At 67.5% G+C, this 19,370-nt stretch carries 13 protein-coding genes; 7 read left to right on the top strand and 6 right to left on the bottom strand.

From position 1 onward, the window contains the following. The first annotated feature begins 87 nt into the window (after window positions 1-87). From cas3 to LRA89_RS09790, 3 genes are all read left to right on the top strand, one after another. A complete protein-coding gene (gene cas3, locus LRA89_RS09800) occupies window positions 88-2,307 on the top strand; it encodes a CRISPR-associated helicase Cas3' (protein WP_329958511.1) in 2,220 nt (739 codons plus the stop codon). Window positions 2,308-2,472: 165 nt separating this feature from the next. Next, window positions 2,473-5,907 (top strand): S8 family serine peptidase, encoded by a 3,435-nt coding sequence (locus LRA89_RS09795; RefSeq protein WP_230770001.1) that lies wholly within the window; start codon window positions 2,473-2,475, stop codon window positions 5,905-5,907. A gap of 5 nt (window positions 5,908-5,912) precedes the next feature. Next, window positions 5,913-6,308, top strand: a complete 396-nt coding sequence (locus LRA89_RS09790; RefSeq protein WP_230770000.1) for a hypothetical protein — start codon at window positions 5,913-5,915, stop codon at window positions 6,306-6,308. Between the two features lie 14 nt (window positions 6,309-6,322). Here LRA89_RS09790 and LRA89_RS09785 read toward each other — a convergent pair whose 3' ends face one another. Genes LRA89_RS09785 through LRA89_RS09770 form a run of 4 tightly spaced genes read right to left on the bottom strand, consistent with a single transcriptional unit; the run spans window position 6,323 to window position 12,287 of the window. Further along, on the bottom strand, window positions 6,323-7,204 hold the full coding sequence (locus LRA89_RS09785; protein ID WP_230769999.1) for a type 1 glutamine amidotransferase: 882 nt from the start codon (window positions 7,202-7,204) through the stop codon (window positions 6,323-6,325). Then, on the bottom strand, window positions 7,204-8,559 hold the full coding sequence (locus LRA89_RS09780; protein WP_230769998.1) for an ABC1 kinase family protein: 1,356 nt from the start codon (window positions 8,557-8,559) through the stop codon (window positions 7,204-7,206). The genes LRA89_RS09785 and LRA89_RS09780 overlap by 1 nt, the downstream gene beginning before the upstream one ends. Before the next feature lie 51 nt (window positions 8,560-8,610). Next, entirely contained in the window at window positions 8,611-9,357 is a 747-nt protein-coding gene (locus LRA89_RS09775) for a glycosyltransferase family 2 protein (RefSeq protein WP_230769997.1), read from the bottom strand. Between the two features lie 38 nt (window positions 9,358-9,395). Next, window positions 9,396-12,287, bottom strand: a complete 2,892-nt coding sequence (locus tag LRA89_RS09770) for a TonB-dependent receptor plug domain-containing protein (protein WP_230769996.1) — start codon at window positions 12,285-12,287, stop codon at window positions 9,396-9,398. A 177-nt stretch (window positions 12,288-12,464) separates the two neighbouring features. Between LRA89_RS09770 and LRA89_RS09765 the strand changes: the two genes are divergently transcribed. From LRA89_RS09765 to LRA89_RS09755, 3 genes are read left to right on the top strand one after another with little or no spacing between them, the layout of a single operon-like run. After that, window positions 12,465-13,730: an extracellular solute-binding protein gene (locus LRA89_RS09765; RefSeq protein ID WP_230769995.1), complete on the top strand. Its 1,266-nt coding sequence runs from the start codon at window positions 12,465-12,467 to the stop codon at window positions 13,728-13,730. After that, a complete protein-coding gene (locus LRA89_RS09760; RefSeq protein ID WP_055756087.1) occupies window positions 13,727-14,608 on the top strand; it encodes a carbohydrate ABC transporter permease in 882 nt (293 codons plus the stop codon). The genes LRA89_RS09765 and LRA89_RS09760 overlap by 4 nt, the downstream gene beginning before the upstream one ends. Further along, window positions 14,605-15,453, top strand: coding sequence for a carbohydrate ABC transporter permease (locus LRA89_RS09755; protein WP_230769994.1), 849 nt, complete (start codon window positions 14,605-14,607; stop codon window positions 15,451-15,453). Before LRA89_RS09760 ends, LRA89_RS09755 begins: the two co-directional genes overlap by 4 nt. On the opposite strand, the gene LRA89_RS09750 is transcribed toward LRA89_RS09755, so the two are convergent. Then, window positions 15,414-16,523 (bottom strand): ABC transporter ATP-binding protein, encoded by a 1,110-nt coding sequence (locus LRA89_RS09750; RefSeq protein WP_268934909.1) that lies wholly within the window; start codon window positions 16,521-16,523, stop codon window positions 15,414-15,416. The two genes, LRA89_RS09755 and LRA89_RS09750, sit on opposite strands and share 40 nt — an antisense overlap. A gap of 157 nt (window positions 16,524-16,680) precedes the next feature. On the opposite strand from LRA89_RS09750, the gene poxB reads away from it, so the two are divergent. Next, window positions 16,681-18,435 (top strand): ubiquinone-dependent pyruvate dehydrogenase, encoded by a 1,755-nt coding sequence (gene poxB, locus LRA89_RS09745; protein WP_230769993.1) that lies wholly within the window; start codon window positions 16,681-16,683, stop codon window positions 18,433-18,435. Between the two features lies 1 nt (window position 18,436). Here poxB and LRA89_RS09740 read toward each other — a convergent pair whose 3' ends face one another. After that, window positions 18,437-19,285, bottom strand: a complete 849-nt coding sequence (locus tag LRA89_RS09740; RefSeq protein WP_230769992.1) for a glycoside hydrolase family 16 protein — start codon at window positions 19,283-19,285, stop codon at window positions 18,437-18,439. Between the last annotated feature and the right edge of the window lie 85 nt (window positions 19,286-19,370).

Below are 19,370 nucleotides of genomic sequence, written 5' to 3'. Positions count from 1 at the left end.
CGGGGTCAGTCCGCTTGCCCAGGCAATGCGGCTCGATCTTTGCCCATTGGGCGTCCGTCAGTACGTCACGATCCATCCATAGCGTGAATCACATCCGCACAACTTTGTGAATCCCCACAGACCCTAGGCCAAGGTGAAGCGGCGACGACGATCAAGGCGCTGCTCCGATCGTGGAACGCGGCCGATCTGTTCGTGGCGGCGCTGGCGCATCACGGCCGGCCGATCGAGGCGTTCTGTAAGCATGCAAGTGTCGACTCTCGGGTCGGCTTGGTCGATTATTGGCATTCCGACGCCGGCTATGATCCGATCGCGGAGCTGCTGGACGTCCTTGCCGCCATTCGCGACCGCTACCCGCAGGCATGGGCGGAAGGCCCGCCGCTTCCCGCCGCGCCGCAATTCACCGCACTGTTCGCCGGGCTGGTGACGCTGGCCGACTGGGTCGGATCGGACGCGCGCCGTTTTCCGGTCGGCGCGCCGCACGGGGCCGAACGCGAAGCGCTGCGCCGGACCTCGGCGCAGGCGGCGGTCGCGACGCGCGGCATGACCCCACGGCCGACGCCCGAAGCCGACTTCGCCCAAGCGTTCGGGAATGACCCCTATGACTTCCAGCACGCCGCAGCCGCCGACGATCTCGGCCCGATCGCCCTGATCGAAGCCGAAACCGGGTCGGGCAAGACCGAGGCGGCGCTATGGCGCTGGCTCGCACTGCGTCGGCGGGGCCTTGTCGACGGGCTGTATTTCGCGCTGCCGACGCGGTCCGCGGCGGTGCAGTTGCACGATCGGGTCGACCGGATGTTGCAGCGGGTGTGGGGCGATGGCGCGCCCGAAGCGGTGCTGGCGGTGCCCGGCTATCTGCGCTCGGGCGATGCCGAGGGGCAGCCGCTGCCCGATTTCGCCGTCCGCTGGGACAGGGGCGAACCCGATGCGGAGGTGGATGCGCGTTGGGCGGCGGAACGATCCGACCGGTATCTCGCGGCGCGGGTGGCGGTCGGCACGATCGATCAGGCGTTGTTCGGCGCGATCCCGATCCGCCACGCACTCTTCCGCGCCAGCGCGCTGTCACGCAGCCTGCTGGTCGTGGACGAGGTCCATGCGTCGGACGCTTATATGACCGGCCTGCTCAAGCAACTGCTGGCCAATCATCGCGCGGCGGGCGGTCATGCGCTGCTCCTGTCGGCCACGCTCGGCGGAACGGCGCGCGCCGACCTGTTGAACCCGGCCGGCCCCAAGCCGACGCTGGCCGAGGCCGAAGCGGCCCCCTATCCCGCGCTGACCGGTGGCGACGGCGTTCCGCGCGCGGTGCGGACCGGCGGGCGAACGAAGCAGGTCGGCATCACGACGGTCGGCTGGATCGACGATGTGGAAGCCATCGCCGCCGCCGCGATCGACGCCGCCCGTGCCGGGGCATCGGTGCTGGTCATCCGCAACAAGGTCGATGATGCGGTAGAGGTTGCGCAGGCGGTCGCGGCGTTGGCACCCGATCTTGCCTTCACGGTCGACAATGTCGCCACGGTCCATCACGGCCGGTTTGCGCCCAATGATCGCCGCAAGCTCGATCACGCGGTGGAGGGGGCTTTCGGCAAGAAGCGCGCGGCAAAGGGGCGGATACTGGTCGGCACGCAGACGCTCGAACAGTCGCTCGACATCGATGCCGATTATCTCATCACCGATCTCGCGCCGATGGACGTGCTGCTTCAGCGGATCGGCCGTCTCCATCGGCACGATCGCAACGATCGCGGCGCCTTTGGTGCGGCGCGTGTCCTGGTCCTGCGGCCGGCCGATCGCGACCTGACGCCGATGCTGCGCGGCGGCAATCCGGTCTACCGCAACGTCGTCGTGCTGGAGACGACACTCGCCCTGATCGAAGCGAATCCGACCATCGCGATTCCGCACGACAACCGCCGGCTGGTCGAGCATGCGCTGCACCCGGACGCCATCGAAGCGGCCGCGACCGCGCGAGCAAACACCTGGCAGAACCATGCCAACGAGGAAGCCGGTCGCGAAGATGCAGAAGCCAAAAGAGCCGAGGCGCTCTCGATTGATCTGACGCGGGACTATCGCCTGCTGAGCTTCGCCCCCGATGTGGAGGTCGCGGTCGCCACCCGCCTCGGCGGACGCGACCTGATCGTCGATCTTCCCGATGGTCTTGCCGGACCGTTTGGCGGATCGGTCACACGGCTCAAGATCCCCGACTGGATGGCGAAGGGGATGAAGCCCGACAGTCCGGTAACGATCGTCGACACCGCCAGCTTCACCCTCGGCGAGCACCGCTACCGCTACGATCGATGGGGATTGCGTGCGGACTAGGCGCTGCACCGATTGTCACCACCGACCAAAATCGTATCGGGTGTAACGTAAATGTCGCACTCGCCGGTTTCGTATCCGGTTCCGTCGATGGCTGATGGACAGCCACCAAACCCTTCCATAACCTTAACAGGGATTTAGATTGATCCGTCACCGGTGGGGTATCGTATGACTGTTGTTTCGCGTCGCAATCGTCTTGCAATGCTGCTGGGGGCGGCGTGGCTGGGATCGACCGCGCTGGTCGCGATGCCGGCCGCCGCGCAATCGACCAACCTGCCCGCACCCCCGGCACCGACCGGCGGTTATTTCATGGCCAACGGACAGCGGACGACCGACTATGCCGCCGCGTTAGATTCATGGCGCAAGGACGCGCAGTTCGCGGTCGATTATACCAAGAGCTATCTCGGCCTCGAATATGCCTATGTCCTCGGACTGAACGGCAACGGTCAGACGATCGGCATCAACGATTCGGGCGTCGCCTTCGGCCATCCGCTGTTCGGCGGCAGCGGTAAGATCAGCGGTATCCGCACCGTCGCCCCCGCCGGCTATGGTAACGATGGGCAGGTCAATCCCCGTCGCCCGTGGGAAATCCACGGCACCCACGTCGCCGGAACCGCCGCCGGCGCACGTGTCGCTGGGCAGCGGATGTTCGGCAATGCCTATGGCGCGAACATCCTGTCGGCGACGATCAACTTCGCGGCGGGCGATTTCCTGTGGTGGAAGGATCAGGTCCTCGACGGCACGACCGTGTCGACCCCGCGCGACAACATCGTCGACCTTGCCAATACGGGGAAGGTTCGGATCATCAACAATAGCTGGGGATCGGGCACTTCGCTGCCCTATACCGCGTCGCTCGCCACCGCGCAGGCGCAGTTCCGCCAGACGCTGAACGGCTTCTACGATCCGGTCCTGAAGAACGACGTGCTGGTCGTCTTTTCGGCCGGCAACGGCGGCGGGGTCCATGCCAGCATCGATGCGGTGACGCCGCTCAACGACATGCGGCTGCGTTCGAACTGGCTGTCGGTCGCCAATTACCAGGCGAACGGTACCGCAGCGCCGAGCACCAGCTTCTGCGGCCAGACCGCAACGTGGTGCGTCGCCGGCCCGGGCAGCTCGGTCATCTCCAGCGTCACGACCTATACGGTCGACACCGCCGCGATTCAGGCGAAATATACCCGTGCCGCCTATCCCGGCATCTATGCCGCGACCACGCTGGCCACGTTGCAGAATGCCGCGACCAACGCATGGCTGACCGTCCTCAACGGCTATCTCAACCGTCGCGCCGCCGCCGCTGCCGCCGGCACGACCTTCGACGAGGCGGCCGAGCGGACCTTCGCCGCGCAACAGGCGGTCGGCATCTCGCTTGCCTATGGCGCGCGCTTCGTCGGCGGCGATCCCGACGGCTATACCAGCACGCTCGCCAACATCCTCACCGTGCCCGGCAACGTCGCCATCATCGGCCGCGATTTCTCGGCATCGGTGCTGACGCAGGCGAACACGATTATCACTGCCGAGTTGCAGCAGTTCATCCGCTTCGGCGGTCCGGGCTATGGCGCGCTGACCGGCACGTCGATGGCCGCGCCCAACGTGTCGGGCTTCGCCGCGCTGCTGATGCAGGCGTTTCCCGAATATAATACCGGGCTGATCGCCGACATCCTCGTGTCCAGCTCGCGCGATCTGGACACGCCGGGCGTCGATCTGAAGTCCGGCTGGGGCGCGCCGCAGATGGGCGTGGCGCTGGCCGGGCCGACCGCGCTGCGCCAGACCCGCGAGGTGACGGTCGCGTCGGGCACGGTCGATGTCTGGACCAACGGCATCACCGACGCGCGCGACCGCTATTCGGCGGAAGTGCTCGCCGGCTTCGGCAACGACATCGGCGGCCTGACCAAGCGCGGCGGCGGCGAACTGATCCTCGCCGGGGTCAGCAGCTACAGCGGTCCGACCCGGGTCGAACAGGGCCTGCTGACCGTCAACGGGCAGCTCACCCGGTCGGCACTGACCGCCGCCGGTGGCGGCACCATTGGCGGCAACGGCACGCTTGCCACGCTGACCGCCGCATCGGGTGGCATCGTGTCGCCCGGCAGCGCGAATGCGATCGGCACGCTCTCCGTCGCCGGGGCGGCGGCATTCGGCAGCGGCAGCCAGTTGCTGATCGACATCGGCGCCAGCGGCACGTCGGACCGGCTGGTCGCCGGCACCGCATCGCTCGGCGGCACGCTGACGCTGCGTCCGCTCGACCGGCTGCCGCGCTTCGGCGATGCCTATACGGTGCTCAGCGCCAATGGCGGTGTCACCGGCACCTTCGCTGCCGCGACCTCGTTCAGCGCGATCCTGTTCCCCGAACTGCGCTATTCGGCGACGCAGGTCGCCGCGACCGTCGCCGCGCGCCCCTATGCCAGCGTGGTCGCGGCCACGCCGGTGCAGACGTCCTACGCCCGCCTGCTCGACAACAACCGCGCGGCCTATGCCTCGCTGCGCGGGACCTATGACCTGCTCGACCTGCAGGATGTCGCGACGATCCGCGCCTCGCTCGAAGGGCTCGCCCCGCGCGCCGAAACCGCGCGCCGGGCGATCGGGACGGTCAGCCTCGACAATATGGCGCGCTTCTATCGCGAGCGGACGGCGGCGATGCAGCCGGGCAACTTCGCCGGCGGATCGGTCGCGATGATCGGCAAGCCACTGGAATTCGCCGCGACCGCCGTGGTCGCGCCGGGGCAGGCGATGAGCGTCGGCGATACGCCGATCACCAACGTCCGCGAAAACGTGTTGCCCGATACCGTTTCCGCCTATCTGGCGGGCGGCTATCTCAAGGGATCGGGTGCGTCGATGCCCGGCACCTTCGGCAGCGACACGCGCGATCCGTTCGACGGCTTCTATATCGCCGGCGGCGTGGAAGCGGCGGTGACCGACACCGCGATGCTCGGCTTCGGCCTGTCCTATTCGGACATCGACGGCGAGCGCCGCTTCGGTCAGGTCGCGAACGGCGAACTGATCCTCGGCACGCTGTACGGCAAGATCGGGACCGTCACCGGGCCGGCGCTCGACGCGCAGTTCGGCGCGGGCGTGTTCCAGTCGCAGACGCGGCGTGCCGGCACGCTGGTCGGCACGGCGGTCGACCTGCGCGGGCGCGACAATGCGCTGGCGCTGTCGAGCGAGGTCGGCGCGAGCTATAGCCTCGGTAGCGAGGCGCTGCGCATCGGGCCGCGCGTCGCGATCCGCGCGAGCCGGATCGACTTCACGCCGATCGCCGAGCGTGGCACCGGGCCGGCATTGCTGATCGCCGAGGACCGCTTCACCAGCGTGCAGGGTCGCGCCGGACTGTCGTTCGACGGACAGGCGAACGGGCTGCGGCCATTCGGTTCGGCATATTTCGTCCATGACTTTCACGACCGGCCGGGCGTGTTCGACGCCGGCTTCGTCGGCGGCACCGGGGTGCGCGCACCGTTCGCGGTGGCGGGGCAGGACCAGAACTGGGGTGAGATCGGCGCGGGGCTTGCCTATGGCAGTGAGCGTGTCGAATTCTCGATCGCGGCCGATGCCTCGGTCGGGCGCGACGATGTGCGCAACCAGTCGTACCGTGCCGGCGTGAAGGTGCGCTTCTGATCGCGTTGCTGCTGATGTTGGCGGGACCGGAAGCGGTTCCGCCGACGTTTCTCAACCGGCCGGGTGCGTCCGCCGCCTTGCTCGATCGCGAGACGGCAATGTGTCGGGTGATCGCCACCGGCCCGGCGGCGACGATCGACGGGAGGCAGTTGACGCCCGCTGTGCCGGAAGCGTTGCCACGCGCGATCGAACCGGTCCGGTCATCGACCGACGCCTGCATGATCGCGCGCGGTTGGCGGCGCTTCGTCCTGTCCTCCGGCGAACGTCGCGCGTTGGCGCGAATGTCCGCAGCGCGGCGGATGCGGACCTTGGCAGCATTGCGCAGTGCAAGGCAGCCTGCGATGGGGCGACTGGTCGACGCTGGTAAACCGATTCTCCGTTCGCCATCTGCCCCGGACTGAAGCCGCTGTGCCGATCAGTCCGCTGCGACCGCGATCGGCAAACGCGGACTCGCCTCGGCCTTCAGTCTCGGCGCATGGGTCAGGAAGTTGCGCAACTCGGTCCGGCGGAGGTGCTCGTCGGCGAACTGATCGTCGACGCCCAGCATCCATCGCGGTGCCAGTCGCTCCGGCGTGCGATGCAGCGCGGTCAACTGCTCGGCGCGATCACGCACCGCAGCGGTGTCGTCCGCCAGCCCGGCGTCAACCAACTGGTCGGCCTGCCGCTCCAGCGCGACGGCGATCTCGCCGGGGGCCAGTTCGGGGTGATATTGCACGCCCCAGAACACGCCGCGATCATGGCGGATTTCCGCTGCCTGCACCCGCGTCGCGGCATTGCCGGCCAGCAGCATCGCGCCATCGGGCAGGGTTTCGACCTCGTCGCCATGGATCGCCGGCGCGTCCCAGCAGCAGGGCCGCCCGTCGAGCAGCGGATGATCGCGGCCATCGGCGGTCGCGGCGATCCTGCGCGCGATGCCGGCCTCCATCCGTTCCGGCATCTTGCGGACCGTGCCCCCCGCTGCCGCCACCGCGACCTGTAGCCCGGCGCATGATCCGAACGCCGGCGTGCCCGAGGCGAAGACCGCGCGCATGAACGCGATCTGCCGTTCGACCTCCGGGGTCGGGTCATAGACGTGCAACGGCGATCCGGTCAGGAACACCGCATCGAAACGCTCCAGCGCGTCGATCCCGATCGGTTCGGCATCGGCATCGGCGGGCGCGACGATCGTGATGTCGGCATGCGGTGCCAGTTGCCGCAAGGTCGCGGCATAGCTTTCGCCCGAACTCTTGCCGGCATGGTCGCGGCGGGCATCGCGTTCTTCCCGCGTTTCGCTCTCGGCGATCAGGAAACGGGGCATCACGATCCTTCGGCAAGCGCGGGGGAAGCCCCGATCGCCCGGCTGGCGAGGCCGCGGACGTCGACCCGCGCCTTCAGTCGGGCGGCAAGCAGCGCGGTGCCGCTGACCTTGCGCTGGACGAACAGCGTTTCGACGTCGGGGACGTGCCATGTCGCACGATCGGCAACCAGCGCCTTTGCTTCCTCGCGCACGACCGGTGCGAAAGCGCGATCGCCGAAGTCGAACGGGCCGGAGCGGTTCATCGCATCGTCGATCGCCGCGATCATCCGGTCGACGGCGGGACGATGCGCCTCGGCCGCCGCTGCTCCCAGAAACCCGGTCGCGACCGCCGTTTCGCGAATGCGGTTGCGGTCGCGCGCCAGCCCGGCCTCGATCAGCGAACGATAGGCATCGGCGGTCGTCGCCGGCACAGTTCGCGCCGCGCCGAAATCGAGCAGCACAATCGCGCCGGTCGCCGGCTGCCAGCGATAATTGGCGAAGTTCGGATCGGTCTGCATCACCCCGAATTCGAAGATCTCGCGCAGCACCAGTTCGATCAGCGCGGTCGTCACCGCGTCGCGGCGCTCCTGCGGCGCATCGCTCAGGCTCTCGACCGGCTCGCCCTCGACATAGGACATCGCCAGCACCTCTCCGGTCGTCAGCGGTTCGTACAGATCGGGCACGACGAACCGCGCGTCTCCGTTCAACCGCGCGGCATAGGCCTGCATCTGCGTGCCCTCGCGCCGGTAATCCGCTTCCTCGGCCAGTTGCCGTTTCGCTTCGCCGAGCAGCGGCTTCAGGTCGAGCGTCGATGGCAGGAGGTTGGAGATGCGCAACAGCGTCGCGACATTGTCGACATCGGCATCGATGCTGTCGCGGACGCCGGGATACTGCACCTTGATCGCCAGCAGCCTGCCGTCGGGCAGCGTGGCGCGGTGGACCTGCCCGATCGAGGCGGCGGCGATCGGGGTCGCGTCGAACTGGCGGAAGCGGCGACGCCAGTCGTTGCCCCATTCGCCGCGCAGCACCCGGTCGAGCTGCTGTGGCGGCATTCGGTATCCCTGATTGCGCAGGCGCGACAGGATCGTCGACAATTCGGGCGGCAGCACGTCGCCGGCATCCATCGAGATCATCTGGCCCAGCTTCATCGCCGCGCCGCGCATGTGCGACAGCCGGTCGGCGACCCGCGTCGCATTGGCGGGGGTGAGGACGAGGTCGCTCAGTTGCGGCCGTTCGCCGCTTGCCAGTCGCCGTGCGCCCTCGGCCAGCATGCCACCGGCGACGCCACCGGCAAGGCGGCCGAAGCCGCTCAGCCGCGCGAAGCGTCCGGTGGGTACGGCACGGCCGCGTGCGGCGGGGAAATCATCGTTTGCCATGCGCGCATAGCTCCCGCCGGCCCGATCGGGTTCCGTGCGGTACGCAGTGGATCAGTGAGCGACCGGCAGCAGCTCCGCCAGATAGGGATGGGCGAGCACTCGAGCGGCGTTGCGCGCACCGATCGCGGTATCGTTGACCAGCCGGCTGCCGGCGACGGTGCGGTACAGCGCGACACAGGCATCGATCCGCGCGAAGCGGGCACCGGCCGCGCCGGCGCGGGTGTAGAAATCCCAGTCGTTGCAATTGTGGAAGCTCGGGTCGAACCCGCAGACCGTCTCGACCATCGCCCGGCGGACCACCGACCAGCTTGGCCCGATGACGCCGCCGCTGGCCAGACCCCGCCGGATACAGTCGCCGTCCCAGCCGCATTCCGGCGCCTGCGGTGCGGCATCGCCCTCGACGCGGGCGAAATGACCGACGATGATGTCGTGATCGTGCGCAACCTTGGGGTCGAGCAGCGTCCGGGCGGCACCCGGCAACCAGATGTCGTCGCTGTCGAGGAAGGCGATCCAGTCGGCACGGGCGAGCGCCGCGCCGGTGTTGCGCGCCTGCGATGCGCCGACGTTGCGCGGCAGGATGAGGGCAGTCACCTGCGGATGGACATCGGCCAGCGCGCGAATCACGCCCGCGCTGTCGTCGCGCGACCCGTCGTCGACGACGATGACGTGATTGGGCGCATGATCCTGTGCCAGCACGCTTTCCACCGCGTCGGCGACGACATGGGCGCGGTTATGGCACGGGATGACGACGTCGTAGCGCCCAAGCGGCGAGAACAGCGGAACGGGGCGATGCAGCATGCACGCCCCATGCCGGATTTCCGCGACGGATCATAGGCTCAGCGTGGACCGTAGCGCAGCTTGGCGCCGACGTAGAAGAAGCGCCCGACCGGGGAGATCGGCACGTTCGTCTCGAAGCCAATATCGGGCTTCTGGTCGGCCAGATTGTTGACGCCGCCGTAGAAGGAGAAATCGTCGCCCGCCGCCACTTCCGCCTGAAGGTCATGCTGCCACAACTCCTTGTACCGGAAATATTGCGGGGCGACGAGCGTCGGGTTGGTGTCGGTATCGATCCGCGCGAAACGGCGGACGCCGTTCTGCCAGCGCAGATTGTACGACAGCGTCAGCGGTCCGGCGATCCAGCTTGGCGAGAACACGAAGTTGTACTGCGGGCGGAACGGCTGATCGACGTTGTTCTCGGTCACGGCCCCCGGCGTCGCGATCTGTTCCAGCCGGTCGAGATAGCCGCCGACGAAGCGGAGGTCGAACGTCCCCGCGCTCGCCGTGGTGAAGCGATAGGCGATATTCAGTTCGGCACCGGCGGTGCGGAAGGCGGCGACATTCTGCGGCTGGACGATGAAGCCGTTGATGAAGCCGCTGCCCGGTGCGCGGGTGATCGAGCGGCAATAGGCGTTGTCGAGGGTCGGCTGGTCGACACAAAGTTCGGCGACGGTGTTGGCGTCGGGGGTGTTGATCGCGTTCCTGAGGTCGATGTCGTACCAGTCGACCGCGATCGACAGGCCGGGAACGAAGTCGGGGCGCAGCACCACGCCCGCCGTCCAAGTGCGGGCGGTTTCGGGTCGCAGGTCGGGATTGCCCTCCTGCGTGCCGGGGATGAAGATGGTGGCGTTGGGGTTGTTGGCGGCGGTGAAATTGCCGAAATTGCCCCCTGCGGCGGCGATCAGTGCGCGGCAGTTTTCCGACCGGAACGATGTGCCCAGATTGCGGTTGGCGACGTAGCAGGGGTCGGAGAAGAAGTTGCTGGTCCCGGTGCGCGGGCGGAAGATTTCGCCGATATTGGGTGCACGAACCGACCGGCCATAGGAGCCGCGCACCGTGATCGCCCGGATCGGCGCATAGATGCCGTTGAACTGATAGGTGCGGGTGGAACCGATCGTCGAATAGTCCGACAGACGACCTGCCGCGCCGACCGACAGGAGGTGCGCGAACGGCACATCCTTCAGCAGCGGTGCGTTGAGTTCGCCGAACGCTTCCCACACGTCGAACGCGCCCGACGACGGGGTCGGGATGATATATTCGTCAAATTGATAGAAGCGGTTGTCGATCAGTTCCTGCGCGGGATCGAAGCGGCTGGATTCGCGCCGATATTCGCCACCGACGGCAAAGGCGACCGGACCGCCGGGCAGGGTGAACGCCTGACCGAAATCGCCGGTCAGCGCCGCATTGGCGACATGCTGTTCGACGCGGGCGTTGCTGACCGGATCGAACAGGAAATATCCGAACGAGCGCCCGTCGACGGTGTTGCCGCCAAAGGTGTTGACCGGCAGGCAGCCCGCCGAGCGCGCCGCCGCCGACCGGCACACGATCGCCCCCGAAACCGGGTCACGTACCGCGTCCAGGGCATCGATGAACCGGTCGTTCAGCCGGTCGTTCAGCTTGGTCGCGCGAATGTCGGTCCGGCCGTAGGTGTAGGACACGTCGTAGCTGGCATGATCGCTGATCGCCCCGGTCACGTCGACCACGCCGCGCCACGTCCGGCGGCGGTCGCGTTCGCCGCGACGGGGAATGTCGAAGTTGTTGCGGCTGACGTCGACGGAGGTAAGGCCGGCGGCGCGTGCGGCGTTCAGGATCGACAGCGGAATGAACGGATTGTCCAGCGCGATCGTGGCGGGATAATTGCCGCCATAGCCGCCGAAGGTCGTCACCTCGGTCTGGACGAACTTGCCCTCGAGGCTGAGCTTGAACGCATCCGAGAAATCGAAATGGGTCAGCGCGTTGACGGCATGACGCTCGGTGCGCGGAAAGATGTCGCCGATATAACCCGCGACGGGGGTATCGTCGCCGCCGACCGAATAGCCGTCGTTCACCAGGTTGCGGCCCGGCGTGTAGCGCGCGCCATCCCCCCGGAATATCTGATCGCCGATGACGATATACCCCTGGTTCGAGCCATAGGGATAGCGCAGGTCGCGGACCGGTTCGACCTTGTAACTGCCTGTGCGGTTCGGGTCGTAACTGTCGCTGTTCACGAAATATTGCCGCTGCGCGAGCGACAGGTAATCGCGGTCGTCGTTGGCCAGCGGATCGTCGGCGTTATATTCATAGGCCAGCGTCAAATTGCCGCGACCATCGGCAAAGTTGCGCCCGGCGATGACCGAGGCGAAACGGTTGCCCGCATCGCCCCGTTCGGAAATGCCAACCTGACCCCGTGCGGCAACCCCGTCGAAATCGCGGCGCAGGACGAAATTGACGACGCCCGATACGCCGTCCGCGCCGTAGATCGCCGAGACGGCACCGGTCAGCACGTCGACGCGCTGGATCAGGTCGGTGGGGATGGTGTTGATATCGACGGCGGCGGTATCGGTCTGCCCCGCGACATGGCGACGGCCGTTGACCAGCACCAGCGTGCGCGACGGCCCCAGGCCGCGCAGGTCGAGCAGGTTCAGCCCGACCTGTCCCACCGCACCATCGGCCTGCGAATTGCCGGCGGTGCGGGTGGAATCGCGTGAGTTGGTGAGCGCCGGCACGCGCTGGAGGAAGGTCGTTACGTTGGTGTTGCCCGACTGCTGCAGATCCTCCGCGCCGAACGATACGACCGGGTTGGGGGCGGCATAGTCCGGCCGGACGATGCGCGATCCGGTGACGACGATTTCGGCACTTTCGTCATTTTCGGCGGTCGGGGCCGGCACTCGTTCCTGCGCATTGGCGCTTGCCGCGAATAGAACGAACAGCGCAGCGCCGCACGAAAGGCGACGACGACCGGAAACCGACATGAATTTTCCCCTGACGGCGCCCGCCAAATTCCCCCGGCCGACGCAAAACTGACCGGTATCAACCGTCGAAAGTCGTTGCGGTTCAAATGTGTACGGAGTGGACGCTGAACATGCCGGGGACGGGGAAAGTGCCGCCAGCCACTGGCGCGGCGCGCGGCATTGCGCCATCGTGCCGCAGTGAGGGCGCGTGCCAACTTCGAACGCCCGAGCAGGCGCAGCGTCCTGAAGGCGGTGCCGGCACTGGCGATCGGCGGCTGCGCGCGGACAACGGCCGTCGAACCGCTCAAGCTGTGGGCGATGAGTTACGAAGGCGATTATTCGCCGATGCTGATGCCGCGTTTCACCGCCGCTACCGGCATCGCGGTCGACGTCCAGTCGTTGCCGAGCACCGCGAGCCATGAAAAGCTGCTTACCGCATTCGCCGGTGGCGCGCTGCCCGACGTGTTCATGCTGTTCAATGGCTGGATCCGCGAATTCGCGCTGATCGGCGCAATCGCGCCGGTAGTGTCGCCAGCACTCGTCGCCCCGCTGTTTCCCGAAACACGCGCGGGGGTCGCGGTCGATGGACGCGACTTCGCGATTCCGTGGTCGGTCGCGCCGCAGGTCCAGTATTTCCGCCGCGATCTCATTGCCCGCGCGGGCTATGCCACGCCACCGCTCGACTGGACGGGATGGCGCGCGATGGGCCGCGCGATCAAGCGACGGCGGCCGGACGATTATGTTTTCCTGATGCTGCTCAACTGGCCCGGCGCGCTGGTGACGATGCTGCACCAGAACCGGGCGGAGCCGTTGCGTGACCGGTCGACGCGCGGCAACTTCCGCTCGCCCGCCGCACGCGAAGCGTTCGCCTTTTACAAGTCGCTGTTCGACGAGGGGCTGGCCCCGCGCGCGTTGTCGACCGAGGTGCAGGACCCGCTGGCGGCGTTCGCGCAAGGGTATTTCGCGATCTGGCCGAGTGCGCCGACGACGCTGCGCGACCTGACGCGACGTGCAAAGGAAATTCCGGCGGACCGATGGGGCACCGCACGCCTCGCCGGTCCGCACGGACCGGGGCCGGTGTCGGGCGACAGCGCCAGCCTCTGCGTCGCGACGACGACGACCCGCCCGGCCGAGGCATGGGCGCTGGTGCGCCACCTGACATCGGTGCAAAGCGAATTGCGGTTTCAGGACCTGATCGGCAACCTGCCCGCGCGGGTCGATGCGTGGTCCTCGCCCCAGCTCGACCAATCGGTACTGGTGCCGTTCCGCGAGCAGATGCGCCAGCCCGCCCCAATCCCGCCGGTGATCGAATGGGAGCGTATCCAGACCGAGATCCAGTTGGCCGCCGAACGGGTGGTGCGCGGCACGCTGACGATCGACGAGACACTGGTGGCACTCGACGAACGGGTCGACCGGTTGCTGGCCAAGCGGCGTGCGCTGGTGGATGCGGGGCGGCTGGCATGACCCGTCAGGAACGGACCGCATGGGGCTTCACCCTGCCGGTGCTGGCGATCATCCTGCTGGTGTTCGTGGTGCCGACGCTGCTGGCGCTGGCGCTCTCGCTGACCGATTATTCGGTCTATGCGCTGATCGATCGGGCGAACCTGAAGTTCGTCGGGCTCGACAATTTCACCGGACTGCTCACCACCCCGCTGTTCTGGCGGGCGCTGGGCAATACCATATTGTTCGCCGTGCTGGGCGTGCCGATGGCGATCGGCGCGTCGCTGGCCGCCGCGCTGCTGCTGAACGATGCGACCGTCCGGTGGAAGCCGCTGTGGCGGGTGGCGCTGTTCGCCCCCTATGTCACCAGCGTGGTTGCCACGGCGGTGGTGTGGCGGTTCCTGTTCAACGAACGCTTCGGGCTCATCAACCAGGGGCTGGCGATCATCGGGCTGGGGCCGGTCGACTGGCTGGGCAATCCGGCGACGTCGATTCCCGCGATCCTGATCTTCGTGACGTGGAAGATCTTTGGCTACAACATGATCGTGTTCACCGCCGCGCTGTCGGCGGTGCCGCAGGATCTGATGGAGGCGGCGCGGCTCGACGGGGCGGGGCGCTGGACCCGGTTCCGCCATGTGACGCTGCCGGCGATCGGGCCGACGCTGATGCTGGCGGCGGTGATGAGCGTCGCCGGCTTCCTCCAGATCTTCGCCGAACCCTATGTGATGACGATGGGCGGGCCGGCGCAGAGCACGACGACGGTGCTGTATTTCATGTTCGACGAAGGCTTCAAATGGTGGAATCTGGGGCAGGCGAGCGCGGTAGCCTTCATCCTGTTCCTGATGATTCTGGCGGTAACGCTCGTCCAGACGCGGCTGGCACGCCGGGCGGAGTGGTTGTGACGAAGCCGCTGCGGACCACCCTGATGACCACGCTGGTCGCGGCCCTCACGCTGCTGACGGTTGCGCCGCTGCTCTACATGCTGATCGTGTCGTTCATGCCGCGCGGGGAATCGACGATGCTGCCGATCCCGCTGTGGCCCTCGCGCTGGTCGCTGGAGAATTATCACGAACTGCTGGTGCGCCGCCGGATCGACGATGCGTGGTTCGATTATCGCATCCTGCCCGCGCTCAGGAACAGCATCGGCATCGCCGCGCTGTCGACGTTGCTCGGTCTGCTGCTGACGGTGCCGGCGGGCTATGCCTTCGCCAAGCTGCGGTTTCGCGGGCGGGACCGGTTGCTGAAACTGCTGATCGCGTCGCTGATCGTGCCGGGGCAGGTCGCGATGCTGCCGCTGTTCCTGATCTTTCGCCAACTGGGGCTGGTGAACAGCTATGCCGGGGTGATCCTGCCGGGGCTGGCGGGCATCTTCGCCATCCTGTTCGTGCGGCAGGCGACACTGTCGATCCCCGACGAACTGATCGACGCCGCGCGGATGGACGGGGCGAGCGAGCGGCGCATCTTTGGCGTCATCGTCCTGCCGCTGCTGACGCCGGTGGTCGTCACGCTGGCGTTGTTCCTGTTTCTGGGAAGCTGGAACGATTTCCTGTGGCCGCTGATCGTGCTGGCGGACCAGCATCGCTACACGCTGCCGGTCGCGGTGGCGGCAATCGCGCGCGAACATGCGGCGGACGGCGAACTGATGATGGCGGCATCGGTGGTGACGACGATGCCGATATTGCTGCTGTTCCTGTTGCTCCAACGCTATTATCTGACCGGGCTGCTCGGCGGATCGGTGAAGGGATAGGCGCGACCGTCGGGCGCGAACAGGTGCGTTTCGGCCGGGTCGGCGGCGAAGCACAAGGTCTGGCCGAGCGTCACATGGCGGTCGGGGGGAAGCTGGGCGACGATGGTATCGGTCGCGCCGCGCCGGCCAAGATGCGCGAACGATAGCGGCCCGAGCCGCTCGAACAGCTCCACCGCGCCGCAGAACGCGCCATCGTCCGCCGCGCGCAGATGTTCGGGGCGGATGCCAAGGGTGGCCTGACTGCCGATCGCGGAGGGCGGGACCTGCGCGGCGGTCGACAGCAGCGTGCCGTCGGGCAGCCGTACCTGCGTGCCCGAGGGGCCAGCGGCGATAATGGTCACGGGCAGCAGGTTCATCCCCGGTGATCCGATCGCGGCGGCGACCGCGAGGCTGGCGGGGCGGTGATACACCTCGATCGGCTGCCCCACTTGTTCGATGCGGCCGGCGCTCATCACCACGATGCGTTCGGCCAGCGTCATCGCCTCCAACTGGTCGTGCGTCACATAGATCATCGTCGCGCCGAGTTGCTGGTGCAGCCGGGCGAATTCATGCCGCATCCGCGCGCGCAGCGACGAATCGAGATTGGACAGCGGCTCGTCGAGCAGCAGCACCTGCGGGCGGCGCACGATCGCGCGGGCGATCGAGACGCGCTGGCGCTGCCCGCCCGACAAGGCGCGGGGGCGGCGGTCGAGCAGGTCGGTAAGGTCGAGCATCGCCGCCGCTTCCTCGACCCGGCGGGCAATCTCCGCTTTGGGCAGGCGGGCGACCTTGAGCGGAAAGGCGATATTCCCGGCGACGCTCAGGTGCGGGTAGAGCGCATAGGACTGGAACACCATCGCCACGCCGCGATCGGCGGGGGCGGCGTGGGTGACGTCGCGTCCGCCGATGGTGATGCGGCCGTCGCTCGGGCTTTCGAGGCCGGCGATCATCCGCAACAGCGTCGACTTGCCGCACCCCGATGGGCCGACCAGCACGACGAATTCCCCGTCGGCGATGGTCAGGTCGCTGGGGTGAAGGACCGTCGTGTCGCCGAAGCGCTTGGACAGCCCCCTGATGTCGACCGCCGCCATCGTTCCTCCTTCACGTTTCGGACCGAAGCAACGACCGTGCCCTATCAAACAGGAACCGGCGGCAGCGTCAAACCGGCGCGGCGTACCGAACCCTTGGGGCGCCTGAGCGTTCAGCGCACACCGGCACCACCGGCCGGTTCGTTCCCCGGAGTCATTCATGCCCAAGACCAGCGTCGCCGATCTCTTTGCCGAAACCCTGCATCTGGCCGGGGTCGAGCGCATCTATGGCGTGGTCGGCGACAGCCTGAACGGCCTGACCGACAGCTTGCGCCGGCAGGGCAAGATCGAATGGGTCCATGTCCGCAACGAAGAGGCGGGCGCGTTCGCTGCCGCCGCCGAGGCACAGTTGACCGGCAAGCTGGCGGTGTGCGCGGGATCGTGCGGGCCGGGCAATATGCACCTCATCAACGGGCTGTACGACGCGCATCGCAGCCGCGTGCCGGTGCTGGCGATCGCCGCGCAGATCCCCAGCGGCGAGATAGGATCGAATTATTTCCAGGAAACCCGGCCCGAGGCACTGTTCCGCGAATGCAGCGTCTTTTGCGAGACGATCACGACCGGCGAGCAGATGCCGCGCACGCTCGACACCGCGATCCGCGCGGCGACGGGGCATCGCGGGGTCGCGGTGGTGGCGATGCCGGGCGACGTGGCGCTGACCTCGACCGATGGCGTATTGGCGCGCAATGGCGGTGCGCTGTTGCCGGCCGCGCCGGTGGTGGTGCCGGGCGAGGGCGAACTGGCGAAGCTGGCGGCGTTGCTGAACGATGCGGGCAAGGTGACGATCCTCGCCGGGCGTGGTTGTCGCGGGGCGCATGCGCAGTTGATCGCCATCGCCGAGCGGTTGCAGGCGCCGGTCGTCCATGCGCTGGGCGGCAAGGAGTTCGTCGAATACGACAATCCCTATGACGTCGGCATGACCGGGCTGATCGGCTTTTCGAGCGGCTATGACGCGATGATGGGTTGCGACACGCTGCTGATGCTCGGCACCGACTTTCCCTACCGGCAATTCTACCCGGAAAAGGCGAAGGTCGTGCAGATCGACCTGCGCCCGGAGAATCTGGGGCGGCGGACCGCGATCGATCTGGGCATCGTCGGCGATGTCGCGGTGACGATCGATGCGGTGCTGCCACGGCTGACGACCGGGCGGGACGGCGCGTTCCTCGCCGATGCGCGCGAGAATTACGCCAAGGCGCGCAAGGGGCTGGACGAACTGGCGCACGGCAAGCCGGGGAGCGGCATTCTTCACCCGCAGGAAGTGGCGCGGGTGGTCAGCGACCTCGCGAGCGACGATGCGGTCTTTACCGCCGATGTCGGCACGCCGACGATCTGGGCGGCGCGCTACCTGAAGATGAACGGGCGGCGGCGATTGATCGGGTCGTGGAACCACGGATCGATGGCCAATGCGCTGCCCCATGCCATCGGCGTGCAGGCGAGCGCGCCCGGCCGGCAGGTCGTCAGCCTGTCGGGCGACGGCGGCCTCGCGATGCTGATGGGCGAGTTGCTGACGGTGCGACAGTCGGGGTTGCCGGTGAAGATCATCGTCTTCAACAACGGCACGCTGGGCTTCGTCGAACTGGAAATGAAGGCGGCGGGCATGATCGAGACGGGCGTCGCGCTCGACAATCCCGATTTTGCCGCCGTCGCGCGGGCGATGGGCATTCACGGCGTGCGCGTGACTGATCCGGCGCACGTACAGGCAGGCGTGGCCGAGGTGCTGGCGCATCCCGGCCCCGCCCTGCTCGACGCGGTGACGGCGCGGACCGAATTGTCGATGCCGCCCAAGCTGACGCTCGAACAGATGACAGGCTTCACCCTTTATGCCGCCAAGGCGATCCTGAGCGGACGCGGCGATGCGGTGGTCGAACTGGGGCGGACCAATATCGGGCTGATCGGTAGCCTGCTGGGGCGTTGAGTCAGCGTGCCCAGTAGCGGACGTAATCGACCCGCATCGCCTGTGGAAAGGCGGTGTCGTCGATTCCGCGCGCGCCGGCCCAGTCGCCGCCGACCGCGACATTGAGGATCAGGTCGTAGGGCCGGGTGAACGGCCATGCCGCTTGCCCGCCCGGCCGGTCGTTGCGGACCCGCATATAGCCCCCCCCGTCGATGCCGATGGTGATCGTGTCGGGGGTCCATTCGAGCTGATAGCGGTGCATCGAATCGCAGGCGCGGGGCAGGGTGGTTTCGGCGCCGCGCTGCGTCCCCTTCACATGGTTGAACGCACCGCTATGAACGGTGCCAAGCACCACGCCGGGATTCGAGCCGACCATTTCCATGACGTCGATCTCGCCCGCGTCGGGCCATTTGCCGTCGGGCGGCAACAACCAGATCGCCGGCCAGATGCCGCGCCCGCACGGCAGTTGCGCGCGGATTTCATAGAAGCCGTAGCCCAGCGGCTGGCGGGTCACGAGCTTCGCCGAGCTATACGCCTGTCCGCCCCAGTCGGCCCGGTCACGCAGCCGTTCGGCCCGCGCCTCGATCACCAGCGTGCCGCGCTCGATCCGGGCGTTCTCTGGTCGGTCGGCGGCGTAATATTGCCGTTCGTTGTTGTACCACCCGGCCTTGTTGCGCGCCGTGTCGTAGCGCCAGCGGGTGGTGTCGATCGCAGGCGCATCGAACTCGTCGGCGAAGCGCGGGGTGCCGGCGGGGGCCGCCATCGGCACGTCCACCCGGTAATTGTCCGCGCCCAGCGACGGCGAGGTCTGGACGGGACCGCCCATGGCCGGAGCCGATGCCGCCAGCAGGATGAATGCCAACCGTTTCATCATCTTCTCCCGTTGCGGACCTTGTGGTCCGCTTGCGACACGAATGGCATGCGTCGGGTATCCAAGGCAACGTCGACTATCCTGC

The sequence above is a fragment of the Sphingomonas sp. Leaf4 genome (genome assembly GCF_920939515.1).
Lineage (GTDB): Bacteria > Pseudomonadota > Alphaproteobacteria > Sphingomonadales > Sphingomonadaceae > Sphingomonas.
Note: the sequence above shows the minus strand (reverse complement) of the source record. Positions and strands in the feature narration are given on the sequence as shown.